We start from the raw sequence: 11,910 nt of genomic DNA, 5'->3' as shown, positions 1-11,910 counted from the left end.
GGGGTGAAACCTAAAACTATGGCGTCGATAGTGTCTCAATCGACTGTTTTCAGATGTCGCCCAAGAATAAAGGTTTCCGCCGACTTGTCGCGCGACGCCTTGGGCTTGCGCTTTGCGACCACCTTGAACTGGCGTTTGAACTTCTCCACGATCTGGCTGTAGCCGCTACCGTGGAAGCACTTTACCAGCAAAGCTCCATCCGCCTTCAGATGGGCCTGGGCAAATTCCAGCGCAAGATCGCACAGATACTCGATTCGCGCGGCATCGGCAAAGGCCACACCTGACAAATTGGGGGCCATATCCGAGATAACAAGGTCGATTCTCGATCCGCCAGAAGCTTCCAGCACCACCGCTTCCAGCTCCCGGAATACCGACTCCTCGCGGAAATCGCCCTGAATGAAAGTGACGTCAGCCACGGGCTCCATTGGCAGAAGATCGATCGCAATCACCGCGCCGTCGATTTTCCCGTCTTTCGCGCGCGGCGAGGCCGCCAGGCGGTTACGCGCATATTGACTCCAGCTGCCCGGTGCCGCGCCGAGGTCGACGACGACCCCACCCGGCCGGATCAGCTTGTCCTGCTCGTCGATTTCCTTGAGTTTGTAGGCGGCCCGCGCGCGATATCCCTCGCGCTGGGCCATCTTGACGTAAGGATCGTTGATATGGTCGTGCAGCCACGACTGGTTGAACTTGTTCTTGGCCATGCTGTGCGGTTCCCCGCGCGCTTTCATGACTCATTTCATGACCTCGCGCAGGAACCTGTCCCTTTTTCCTGATGTTTACCGCCGGTGGGTGTGGTTTTGGCGGATAATACGCGCCACTTTGCCACTGCAGATCCCATGTCCGCTCTACAACTGATTTCCGCCCAGCGTTCCGAACTCCGCTCCCGTGCCCATGGCCTCAATCCGGTCGTGATGATCGGCGCGGAAGGCCTCACGCGCGCGGTTCTGGCCGAGATCGACCGCAGCCTGGCGGCACATGATCTCATCAAGATCCGCGTCTTTGGCGACGAACGCGATGCGCGTATTGCCATTTACGATGCGATCTGCGACGAGCTCGACGCCGCGCCGATCCAACATATCGGCAAACTGCTGGTAGTCTGGCGTCCGGGTCCGGCCCGCCTGAAGGAGAACCAGCCCGACGACCTCGGCCGCCGCCAGATCAAGCGCACCCCGGGTACCGGCAGCGCGCCGCGCACCGTGACGATCCGCAAGCCGAGCGCCGCGCCGAATCGCCGCCCCACGCGCAAGCAGGTGACCGTGCTCGGTAACGAGCGTGTCACCGCGGGCGGCACCGTCAAGCGCTCGCGCGCCCGTCCGGCCAGCCAAAAGAAGAAATCCCTAGGCTAAAGAGGCACTAGCAAAACGATCCTGGCGTCGTTGCGCGGCCTTGCCGTACCATTTGTACTGTCTGCGGCCGCGCGCCTAGCCAGGAGCGCTTCGCTTCGTTTTGCTAGCGCCTCCCAACCCCTAATCACTCCCCCGCCGAGCGCGGCGCCGCGGCGCGCCATACCAGCACCAGCGCAAGCACGCTGTGCACGAGGTAAATCGCGCTCGACACGCCGTGCAGCATGCCGAACTGCGACTTGTACTGCGATTCCGATACGCCCACGCCGGCGGCCTGAGCCTTGACGCGCAGACCTTCCATAAAAGGCTGCACGCCGAAATACCCGGCCAGCACACATACCAGCATAGCCAGCACGATCCAGCGCAGCGCGCGATAACGTGCCGCGCCACGGCGGATCATCACATTGCACAGCACGAGCTGCAGCACACCGATCGTCACGCCGAGGATGGCCTCGGTGCGGAACAGGTGGCCAGCGATCATGCCGGCGGTCTCGCGGCTCGGCAGCACCGAGAACAGCGTCGGGGCGACCATATAGCCGATGGTCCACAGGCTCCCCGCCCAGACAACGGTCAGCAGCAGGAAGATGCGGTGCGGAAGCGGCGGCAGATTCGAATACGAGGACGAGAACACAGCCGGCCGCCCGTCAGACGTAGCGGACGGTAACGACTTCGTATTCGCGCTCGCCACCCGGGGCCAGCACGGTCGCCACGTCACCCTCGAACTTGCCGATGAGCGCGCGCGCGATGGGAGAGCTCACCGAGATCTTGCCCGAATCGATATCGGCTTCGTCGTCGCCGACGATCTGGTAGCTCACGTTCTTGCCGGACTCGAGGTCCTCGAGGTCGACGGTCGCGCCGAAGACGATGCGGCCATCGGTATCCAGCTGGGTCGGGTCGATGATCTGCGCGGCGCCCAGCTTGGCTTCCACTTCCAGAATGCGGCCTTCGATGAACGCCTGCTTTTCCTTGGCGGCATCGTACTCGGCGTTCTCGGACAGATCGCCCTGCGCACGCGCTTCGGAGATGGCGTTGATCACCGCGGGACGTTCGACGGCCTTGAGGCGCTGCAGCTCTACCTTCAAAAGTTCCGCGCCACGCTTGGTAATCGGAATGGTGCTCATGTCTCGTTCAACAAAAAAATGAGCCGCAGCGGAGCCGGAACCGTACCTTTGCAATGACTGGCGAAAGGCACTTCCGCTCGACCGCGGCTTTCAGATGAGATTCGGTGATGCGCAAATGCAACACTCACCGAACGGCGAATTCGACGTAGTGTAGGCCAATAAGCCCGCCGGTATCAACCCGGTGAAACGGTGGGTTGCGTTGGGTAACCGGCGGGAATGGCGCTCAGGGCAACGACGCGTGCAGGCTCTGCAGGTCGTACACCTCGAGGCTCTGCATGTGCTTCAGCCCCTCGACCGCGGCGCGCGCGCCGGCGATCGTGGTGTAGTACGGCACCCGGCCGGCAAGCGCGGCGATACGGATCGAACGCGAGTCGGCGATCGCGGTGCGTGTCTCATCGACAGTCGTGAAGACCAGCGCGAGTTCACCGTTCTTGATCATGTCGACAATGTGCGGACGGCCGTCCTTGACCTTGTTGACCACGCGCACCGGAATGCCGGCCGCTTCGATCGCCGAGGCCGTGCCGCGCGTTGCCACGATCGGGTAGCCGAGGTCGTGCAGCATGCGGGCCACGCCCACGGCGCGCGGCTTGTCGCTGTCCTTGACCGTGATCAGCACGGTGCCCTTCTCGGGCAGACGCGAACCGGCCGCGAGCTGGCTCTTGAACAGCGCCTCGCCAAACACCTTGCCCACGCCCATGACTTCACCGGTCGAGCGCATTTCAGGTCCAAGCACCGGATCCACGCCCGGGAACTTGTTGAACGGGAATACCGCTTCCTTCACGCTGAAGTAAGGCGGTACCACTTCCGACATGATGCCCTGCGAGTCCAGCGTCTGGCCGGCCATGCAGCGCGCGGCGATCTTGGCCAGCGACAGGCCCGTGGCCTTCGAGACGTACGGCACCGTGCGCGATGCGCGCGGGTTCACCTCGAGCACGTAGACGGTGTCCTTGCCATCGACCTGCTGGATCGCGAACTGCACGTTCATCAGGCCGATCACGTTCAGCGCCTTGGCCATCGCGGCGGTCTGACGCTTGAGTTCGTCGACCGTTTCCTGTGCCAGCGAGTACGGCGGCAGCGAGCACGCGGAGTCGCCCGAGTGCACGCCAGCCTGCTCGATGTGCTCCATCACGCCGCCGATAAACACGCGCTGGCCATCGCTCAGCGCATCGACGTCGCACTCGATCGCGTCGTTGAGGAAGCGGTCCAGCAGCACCGGCGAGTCGTTCGATACCTTGACGGCCTCGCGCATATAACGCTCGAGATCGCGCGGCTCATGCACGATTTCCATCGCGCGGCCGCCCAGCACGTACGACGGACGCACCACCAGCGGGTAGCCGATTTCCTCGGCCAGGCGCAGCGCTTCGTCCTCGGCACGCGCGGTGCGGTTGGGCGGCTGGCGCAGGCCGAGTTCGTTGAGCAGCTTCTGGAAGCGCTCGCGGTCTTCGGCGGCGTCGATCATGTCCGGGCTCGTGCCGATGATGGGCACGCCGTTGGCTTCCAGATCGAGCGCGAGCTTGAGCGGGGTCTGGCCGCCGTACTGCACGATCACGCCAACCGGCTTTTCCTTGTCCACGATCTCGAGCACGTCCTCGAGCGTCAGCGGCTCGAAGTACAGGCGGTCGGATGTGTCGTAGTCGGTCGATACCGTTTCCGGGTTGCAGTTGACCATGATGGTTTCATAACCATCCTCGCGCAGCGCGAGCGCCGCGTGCACGCAGCAGTAGTCGAACTCGATGCCCTGCCCGATCCGGTTCGGGCCACCGCCCAGCACCATGATCTTGCGGTTGCCGGTCGGGTCCGCTTCGCACTCGCCATGCTCGGCCTCGTAGGTCGAGTACATGTACGCGGTGTTGGTGGCGAACTCGGCGGCGCAGGTGTCCACACGCTTGTAGACCGGACGCACGTTATGCGCGATACGGGCTTCGCGCACGGCCTTGGAATCCGTCTTCAGCAGACGCGCCAGACGGCGGTCCGAGAAGCCCTTCTGCTTCAGGTGACGCAGCTCGACGGCCGACAGGCTATCCAGCGTGCGCGCGCGCACCAGGCCTTCGGTCTTCACCAGATCTTCGATCTGGGCCAGGAACCACGGGTCGATCGCGGTCTCCGCGTAGACTTCCTCGAGCGACATGCCCAGGCGGAACGCATCGCCGACGTACCAGATACGGTCCGGACCGGCTTCACCGATCTCCTCGATGATTTCGTCACGGTCCGTGGACTTCTCGTCCAGACCGTCCACGCCGACCTCGAGGCCGCGCAGCGCCTTCTGGAACGATTCCTGGAACGTGCGGCCCATGGCCATCACCTCGCCCACCGACTTCATCTGGGTGGTCAGGTGGCTGTCGGCCTGCGGGAATTTCTCGAAGGCGAAACGCGGCACCTTGGTGACCACGTAGTCGATCGACGGCTCGAACGACGCCGGGGTCGCGCCGCCGGTGATTTCGTTCTTGAGTTCGTCGAGCGTGTAGCCCACGGCCAGCTTGGCCGCGACCTTGGCGATCGGGAAGCCCGTGGCCTTGGAGGCCAGTGCCGACGAACGCGACACGCGCGGGTTCATTTCGATCACGATCATGCGGCCATCGACCGGATTGATCGAGAACTGCACGTTGGAGCCGCCGGTGTCCACGCCGATCTCGCGCAGCACCGCCAGCGAGGCGTTACGCAGGATCTGGTATTCCTTGTCGGTCAGCGTCTGGGCCGGGGCCACGGTGATCGAGTCACCCGTGTGGATACCCATCGGGTCCAGATTTTCGATCGAGCAGATGATGATGCAGTTGTCGTTGCGGTCGCGCACGACTTCCATCTCGTACTCTTTCCAGCCGAGCAGCGATTCCTCGATCAGCAGTTCGCGCGTGGGCGAGAGGTCCAGGCCGCGCTTGCAGATCTCTTCGAACTCTTCGCGGTTGTACGCGATGCCGCCGCCGCTGCCGCCCAGCGTGAACGACGGGCGGATCACGATCGGGTAGCCGCCGCTGCCGGTTTCCTGCGCGATGCGGCCTTGCACGGCCATCGCCTCGTCCATCGAATGCGCGATGCCGGACTTGGCCGAGCCAAGACCGATCTTGGTCATCGCATCCTTGAACTTCTGGCGGTCTTCGGCCTTGTCGATGGCCTCGGGCGAGGCACCGATCAGCTCCACGTTGTACTTGTCCAGCACGCCATGGCGATGCAGGTCCAGCGCGCAGTTCAGCGCGGTCTGGCCGCCCATAGTCGGGAGGATCGCGTCGGGACGTTCCTTCGCGATGATGCGTTCCACGACTTCCCACGTGATCGGCTCGATGTAGGTCACGTCGGCCGTGCTCGGGTCCGTCATGATCGTGGCCGGGTTCGAGTTGACCAGGACCACGCGGAAGCCTTCCTCGCGCAGCGCCTTGCAGGCCTGTGCGCCGGAGTAGTCGAATTCACACGCCTGGCCGATGATGATGGGGCCCGCGCCGATGATCAGGATGCTTTTGATGTCTGTGCGTTTTGGCATTGCACGCTCTCTTTGTTGGCCGGTTCGCGAAACTGTCGCGCACCGCGCCGGATATCAGGATATGGCCGCTCGTCAGTTCAGGGTGGCCGTGGCCAGCTTGGCGCTGAAGCCAAGGAACATCGCGCCCACGCCGCTCGTCATGCCGGCCGAAAGGCGGCGACGTCGGCGGAACGCGTCCGCAAGCCGCGCACCCACGAGGATGATCGTGGTCAGGTACGCGAAGCTGCAGACCTGGCACACCAGCCCCAGCGCGACGAACGACAGCGCGGGGTAGCCGAAATGCGGATCGACGAACTGGATGAAGAACGAGATGAAGAACAGGATCGCCTTCGGATTCAACAGACTGATGACGAGCGCCTTGCGGAACGGATTCGGCGACGACAACACGCCGCCTTCCATCGCCGCCTGCGCCGCCATACCCGCCGCACCCGCGTCTACCGGCTCCGCGCGTCGCTGCCATGCGCGCACCGCGCCGCGCAGCATCTGCAGGCCGATCCATGCGAGGTAGCCCGCGCCGACGTACTTGACGACGTGGAACAGCCCCGGGCTGGCCTGCAGCAGCGAGGCCACGCCCGCGGCCGACAGCACCATCAGGATCGCGTCGCCGAGGAACACGCCACACGCGCCACGGTAGGCCACACGGATACCGCGCTGGGCCGCGACCGACAGCACATACATCGAATTCGGCCCCGGCAGCAGCACGATAAAAATCGTACCGAGCAGGAAGGTCCAGAAATCGGTAATGCCGAGATTGGCGTGCATGAAGGCGTTCATCGCGTCTGTCTCACTTTCTCCGGGCTTACTGCTTCGCGTCCTGCATCAACTTGATGAAGCGGTCGAACAGGTAAGCCACGTCGTGCGGACCCGGCGATGCTTCCGGGTGACCCTGGAAGCAGAACGCGGGCTTGTCGGTCAGCGCGAAACCCTGCAGCGAACCGTCGAACAGCGACGTATGCGTGACGCGCACGTTGGACGGCAGCGTGTCCGCATCCACCGCAAAGCCGTGGTTCTGCGAGGTAATCACGACGCGACCGTCGTCGAGGTCCTTGACCGGATGGTTCGCGCCGTGATGGCCAAACTTCATCTTCAGCGTCTTGGCGCCCACCGCGAGGGCCATGATCTGGTGGCCCAGGCAGATGCCGAACGTCGGAATGCCGCGTGCGATGAATTCGCGCGTTGCGGCAATCGCGTAGTCGCACGGTTCCGGATCGCCGGGGCCGTTCGACAGGAAGATGCCGTCCGGATTCAGCGCAAGCGCGTCGGCGGCGGTGGCCTGAGCCGGCAGCACGGTGACCTTGCAGCCACGCGCAGCCAACATCCGCAGGATGTTGAACTTGACGCCGTAGTCATAGGCGACCACGTGGAACTGCGGCTTGTCCTGCGTGCTGTAGCCCGACTCGAGCGACCACTCGGACTGCGTCCACACGTACGGCTCGCGCACGGACACGACCTTGGCCAGATCCATGCCGGCCAGGCCGGGGAACGAGCGAGCAAGATCGATGGCCTTCTGGACATTGTCCTCGCCGGCCAGGATGCAGCCGTTCTGGGCGCCCTTCTCGCGCAGGATACGCGTGAGCTTGCGCGTGTCGATGCCGGCGATGGCAACGACCTTCTCCTGCTTGAGGTAATGACCGAGCGTGTGCTGCTTGCGGAAGTTCGAGGCCAGGATCGGCAGATCCTTGATGATCAGGCCGGCGGCATGGACTTTCGTGGCTTCAACATCCTCAACGTTCACGCCGTAATTGCCGATATGCGGATACGTCAGCGTGACGATCTGCCGGGAATAGCTGGGATCGGTGAGGATTTCCTGATAACCGGTGATGGCGGTGTTGAACACCACTTCGCCGATGGTATGGCCGGAAGCGCCAATGGAATAGCCACGAAAGACCGTGCCGTCTGCAAGCGCGAGGATGGCGGACGGAAAAGACGGTAACACGGGTAGGCTCCTGCTGGATTCACCCCGTGCCCGACCTGCGCAACGCGTCCTGCTCGTGATCGTCGTCCAGAGCGACTTTTTCATCACAAAAGCACGGATGTTCGCAGTGAGTGCAAACCACGCGCGATCGGGAAAAACATCGCAAAGGTCAGAGACGAGCCGAAGGAGCGGCGGAAGGTTGGTTTCCGGTAGTTGGCGGTAGGCGCTAGGGTGAAGGGTTCTGAAAGCGAAACTTTCGAATTATATCTCGCGCCGCCCAATTTCTCAAGTTTTCAAGGACTTGGCGACGCTCATGGCACGGCCGGCGGCGGCACGATAGCGGTCACTTCGATCTCGACCTTCGCGCGGGGCTCGACCAGCGCCGACACCTCCACGGCGGTCATGGCCGGGTAATGGCGCCCGATGATCTCGCGGTAGTGAGCCCCGATGGCCGGGTACGCGTCCACGTACTCGCCCCGGTCCGTCACATACCAGGTCATGCGCGCAATATGCTCGGGCCCGGCACCGCCGGCGGCCAGCACGGCCACGACGTTGCGCAGCGCCTGCGCGACCTGCCCCGCGAAGTCATCGGTCTCGAACACGTTGCTGGCATTCCAGCCGATCTGGCCGCCGACGAACAACAAGCGGCTGCCGACCTGCAGGTCGGCCATGATGCCGTTGGCATAGCCACGCGGGGGGGCCCAGCCGGGCGGTTGCAGCGTCTTCATGCGTGGGTCTCCGTGGTTTGAAATGCGCGCATCGCCGCACGCACGCCGGCGGGCAGTGGCCGCGGCGCAAGGTCTTCAAGGCTCACACACACCAGCCGCGGCGTCGCGGTCAGGCGCGTATCGCCATCGGGGCCGGCAAAGCGGATGTCGAGCACGCAGCTCGACTCTCCGAGATGCGCGACGCGCAGATCGCGCGTGAGCCGGTCGCCGAGACGACTCGGCGCGTGGAAGCGGCAGTCGAGGGCAGCCGTCGGCACGCCCGCACGGTCGATCGCATGCATGACATCGAACGGCCAGTCGAGCGCCTGCGCGAACCAGTCCTCGACCAGCTCGTTGAGCATCTCGAAGTAGCGCGGGTAGAACACGATGCCAGCGGGGTCGCAATGCCCGAAGCGCACCTGCACCGTGTTGCGAAACACATCGTTCATGCGCGCCCCTCGGCCATCTGACGCAGGCGGAAGCGCTGCAGCTTGCCGGTTTCGGTGCGCGGCAGCGCGGCGACGAATTCGATACGGCGCGGATACTTGTACGGCGCGATCTGGCGCTTCACGTGCTCCTGCAGCGCCGCGCGCGTCTCGTCGCTGGCGGGCACGCCCTCGCGCAACACCACGTACGCGGTCACCACCTGACCGCGCTCGGCGTCGGGGCCACCCACCACGCCGCACTCGGCGACCAGCGGATGCTGCATCAGCGTGCCCTCCACTTCCGGTCCCGCGATGTTGTAGCCGGCCGAGATGATCATGTCGTCCGAGCGCGCCTGATAGAAGTAGTAACCGTCGGCATCGGCGACGAAGGTGTCGCCAGGCAGATTCCAGCCATCGCGCACATACGCGTGCTGACGTGCGTCGTCGAGGTAGCGGCAGCCCGTCGGCCCGCGCACCGCGAGGCGGCCCGGCGTACCGGGCGGCACGGGCTGCATGTCGTCGTCAACGATGCGGGCTTCATAACCCGGCACCACACGCCCGATTGCACCGGGGCGCACCTCGGCATCCGCGCTCGAGATAAAGATATGCATCATCTCCGTGCCGCCGATGCCATCAGTCATCTCGATGCCAGTGGCCGCACGCCAGGCGGTGCGCGTGGCATCGGGCAGCGCCTCGCCGGCGGAGACGCTCTTGCGCAAGCTGCTCAGATCGAACTGCAGCGCGAGCACGGCCATCTGGCGATAGAACGTCGGCGCGGTGAAGACGATGGTGGTGCGGTGCGTCTGAATCAGCGCGAGCAGCGTCTCGGGCGTGAGCCGCTCCGCGAGCACGGTGCTGGCGCCGATCCGCAAGGGAAAGCACAGCAGGCCGCCGAGGCCAAACGTGAACGCCAGCGGCGGCGTGCCGCAGAACACGTCGTCGGGCGTGGGGTGCAACACGTGGCGCGGGAAGGTGTCGCACATCGCCAGCACATCGCGCTGAAAGTGCATCGTGCCTTTGGGCTGGCCCGTGGTGCCGCTGGTGAAGGCGATCAGGCAGATATCGTCGGCGGCCGTGTCGCAGGCGCGGAACGGCCCCTTGTCCTGCTGACGCGAGATCACCGTCTCCAGTGCGTCATCGCCCTCGCCGTTGAAGTAGCGCACGGTGGTCAGCGACGGGCAATGGTAATCGCCGCCCACGTGCAGCGTCGCATCGAGTTCGTCGCGCAGTCGCGCATCGCACAGCGCGGCCGAGACCTGTGCCTTGTCGATGATCTGCTTCAGTTCCTTCGCGCGCAGCAGCGGCATGGTCGGCACGGCGATCATCCCGGCCTTGACTACCGCAAGCCAGCTTGCGGCCATCATCAGATTGTTCGGTCCGCGCAGCAGCACGCGATTGCCGGGCACGAGCCCCATCTCGCCCACGAGCCCATGCGCGATGCGATCGACGAGCGCCGCGAGCTCGGCGTACGTGACCGCGCCCTGCGCGTGGCGCACGGCGATGCGGTCGCCGCGCCCTTCGTCCACATGGCGGTCGAGCAGCGCCGCAACGCAGTTGAGGCGCGCGGGATAGTCGGTGTCCGCGTTGAATGCAAAGGCCGGCCACGCATCGCGTGGCGGCAGGCGGTCGCGCGCGAACGTATCGACATGCGCGGTGGTGGCCGCAGTGGTGGCCGCGGTGGTGGCCGCAGTGGTGGCAGTTGTAGTCATGCGGGCCTCCGGGTCGGGGCTTCGGAATGGGCGAACGCCTGCAGCGTCTCGCGCGCGATGATCAGCTTCTGGACTTCCGTGGCGCCTTCATAGATGCGTAGCGCGCGAATCTCGCGATAGAGCCGTTCCACGCGCGTGCCCACCTTGACGCCGAGGCCGCCAAAGATCTGCACCGCACGGTCGATCACCTGCTGTGCGTTTTCCGTGGCGACCATCTTGGCCATGGCCGCCTCGCGCGTGGTGCGTACCTGCCGCACGTCGCGCAGCCATGCCGCGCGATAGGTCAGCAGCGCGGCGGCGTCGATGGCGGTGGCCATATCGCCGATGGCCGCCTGCGTCAATTGCAGGTCGGCGAGCTTGCCGCCGAACATGTCGCGCGACGTGGCGCGCGCCAGCGCATCGTCGAGTGCCGCGCGGCCGAAGCCGAGCGCGGCGGCCGCCACCGACGCGCGGAAAATATCGAGCGTCATCATCGCGACCTTGAAGCCCTGCCCCGCTTCGCCGAGCCGTTGCGCGACCGGCACGCGGCAACCGTCGAAGCGCAGCGTGGCGAGCGGATGTGGAGCGATCACGTCGATGCGTTCGGCGATCGACAGGCCCGGCGTGTCGGCATCGATCACGAATGCCGTGATGCCGCGCGACCCGCGTTGGTCACCCCCAGCTTCTCCTGTGCGGGCGAACACGCAGTAGAAGTCCGCGATACCGCCGTTCGAGATCCACGTCTTGGTGCCGTCGAGCACATAGTGGCTGCCGTCGGCGGAGAGTGTGGCGCGGCATTGCATCGCCGCGACGTCAGAGCCTGCCTCGGGCTCCGACAGCGCGAAGGCGGCAATCGCTTCGCCGCGTGCCACGCGCGGCAGATAGCGTTCGCGCAGCGCGTCGTCGCCCGCGAGCGTGATGGCGCCGGAGCCCAATCCCTGCATCGCGAACGCGAAATCGGCCAGCCCGTCGTGCCGCGCCAGCGTTTCGCGCACGACGCATAGCGCGCGCGAGTCCAATGCCGGCAGTGCGCCGCCGTATGACGCCGGCACGCAGTAGCGCAGCCATCCGTCCTGACCGAGCGCGCGCACCAGCTGCCGGCATGCGCGGTCGGTGTCGGCGTGATCGATGCTGTGCAGCGACTGCGTGCACCATGCGTCGAGCTCGCACTCGAGCGTGCGATGCGCGTCGTCGAGAAACGGCAGTTCGAGGTAGGTCCGGTCGGCCATGCGTGCTCTC

At 65.0% G+C, this 11,910-nt stretch carries 11 protein-coding genes; 1 reads left to right on the top strand and 10 read right to left on the bottom strand.

The genetic code is table 11. The features are described 5' to 3' along the window. Positions 1-35 precede the first annotated feature (35 nt). Complete coding sequence (locus LDO41_RS01520) at positions 36-701, bottom strand: RlmE family RNA methyltransferase (RefSeq protein ID WP_223980964.1); 666 nt, start codon at positions 699-701, stop codon at positions 36-38. 135 nt (positions 702-836) lie between these two features. Here LDO41_RS01520 and LDO41_RS01515 point away from each other — a divergent pair, with 135 nt between their 5' ends. After that, entirely contained in the window at positions 837-1,346 is a 510-nt protein-coding gene (locus tag LDO41_RS01515; RefSeq protein WP_223980962.1) for a YhbY family RNA-binding protein, read from the top strand. 124 nt (positions 1,347-1,470) lie between these two features. On the opposite strand, the gene LDO41_RS01510 is transcribed toward LDO41_RS01515, so the two are convergent. The 9 genes from LDO41_RS01510 to LDO41_RS01470 form a co-directional block, all read right to left on the bottom strand. Further along, a complete protein-coding gene (locus tag LDO41_RS01510) occupies positions 1,471-1,974 on the bottom strand; it encodes a DUF4149 domain-containing protein (protein WP_223980959.1) in 504 nt (167 codons plus the stop codon). Positions 1,975-1,987: 13 nt separating this feature from the next. Then, positions 1,988-2,464, bottom strand: coding sequence for a transcription elongation factor GreA (gene greA / locus LDO41_RS01505; RefSeq protein WP_223980956.1), 477 nt, complete (start codon positions 2,462-2,464; stop codon positions 1,988-1,990). 223 nt (positions 2,465-2,687) lie between these two features. Continuing rightward, positions 2,688-5,936, bottom strand: a complete 3,249-nt coding sequence (gene carB, locus LDO41_RS01500) for a carbamoyl-phosphate synthase large subunit (protein ID WP_223980954.1) — start codon at positions 5,934-5,936, stop codon at positions 2,688-2,690. 72 nt (positions 5,937-6,008) lie between these two features. Next, positions 6,009-6,710: a leucine efflux protein LeuE gene (leuE, locus tag LDO41_RS01495; protein WP_223980952.1), complete on the bottom strand. Its 702-nt coding sequence runs from the start codon at positions 6,708-6,710 to the stop codon at positions 6,009-6,011. A 25-nt stretch (positions 6,711-6,735) separates the two neighbouring features. Beyond that, positions 6,736-7,872, bottom strand: a complete 1,137-nt coding sequence (gene carA / locus LDO41_RS01490; protein ID WP_223980950.1) for a glutamine-hydrolyzing carbamoyl-phosphate synthase small subunit — start codon at positions 7,870-7,872, stop codon at positions 6,736-6,738. 290 nt (positions 7,873-8,162) lie between these two features. Continuing rightward, positions 8,163-8,579 carry a RidA family protein gene (locus LDO41_RS01485; protein ID WP_223980948.1) on the bottom strand — a complete coding sequence of 139 codons (417 nt, stop codon included), beginning with the start codon at positions 8,577-8,579 and terminating at the stop codon, positions 8,163-8,165. After that, the gene (locus LDO41_RS01480) at positions 8,576-9,007 is read right to left on the bottom strand and encodes an acyl-CoA thioesterase (RefSeq protein WP_223980946.1); all 432 of its coding nucleotides are present in this window, start codon (positions 9,005-9,007) and stop codon (positions 8,576-8,578) included. The genes LDO41_RS01485 and LDO41_RS01480 overlap by 4 nt, the downstream gene beginning before the upstream one ends. Beyond that, on the bottom strand, positions 9,004-10,692 hold the full coding sequence (locus LDO41_RS01475; protein WP_223980944.1) for an AMP-binding protein: 1,689 nt from the start codon (positions 10,690-10,692) through the stop codon (positions 9,004-9,006). Before LDO41_RS01475 ends, LDO41_RS01480 begins: the two co-directional genes overlap by 4 nt. Next, positions 10,689-11,900 (bottom strand): acyl-CoA dehydrogenase family protein, encoded by a 1,212-nt coding sequence (locus tag LDO41_RS01470; protein WP_223980941.1) that lies wholly within the window; start codon positions 11,898-11,900, stop codon positions 10,689-10,691. Before LDO41_RS01470 ends, LDO41_RS01475 begins: the two co-directional genes overlap by 4 nt. Positions 11,901-11,910 lie beyond the last annotated feature (10 nt).

Source organism: Cupriavidus pampae (assembly GCF_914271485.1).
GTDB lineage: Bacteria > Pseudomonadota > Gammaproteobacteria > Burkholderiales > Burkholderiaceae > Cupriavidus > Cupriavidus pampae.
The sequence above is the reverse complement of the archived record's forward strand: the minus strand, read 5'-3'. Positions and strand labels throughout refer to the sequence as shown.

Excerpts from the sequence above, each read along its gene's own strand:
- LDO41_RS01520 (WP_223980964.1), bottom strand. The coding sequence starts at position 701 with ATGGCCAAGAACAAGTTCAACCAGTCGTGGCTGCACGACCATATCAAC.
- LDO41_RS01515 (WP_223980962.1), top strand. The coding sequence starts at position 837 with ATGTCCGCTCTACAACTGATTTCCGCCCAGCGTTCCGAACTCCGCTCC.
- greA (WP_223980956.1), bottom strand. The coding sequence starts at position 2,464 with ATGAGCACCATTCCGATTACCAAGCGTGGCGCGGAACTTTTGAAGGTA.
- carB (WP_223980954.1), bottom strand. The coding sequence starts at position 5,936 with ATGCCAAAACGCACAGACATCAAAAGCATCCTGATCATCGGCGCGGGC.
- leuE (WP_223980952.1), bottom strand. The coding sequence starts at position 6,710 with ATGAACGCCTTCATGCACGCCAATCTCGGCATTACCGATTTCTGGACC.
- LDO41_RS01485 (WP_223980948.1), bottom strand. The coding sequence starts at position 8,579 with ATGAAGACGCTGCAACCGCCCGGCTGGGCCCCCCCGCGTGGCTATGCC.
- LDO41_RS01480 (WP_223980946.1), bottom strand. The coding sequence starts at position 9,007 with ATGAACGATGTGTTTCGCAACACGGTGCAGGTGCGCTTCGGGCATTGC.
- LDO41_RS01475 (WP_223980944.1), bottom strand. The coding sequence starts at position 10,692 with ATGACTACAACTGCCACCACTGCGGCCACCACCGCGGCCACCACTGCG.
- LDO41_RS01470 (WP_223980941.1), bottom strand. The coding sequence starts at position 11,900 with ATGGCCGACCGGACCTACCTCGAACTGCCGTTTCTCGACGACGCGCAT.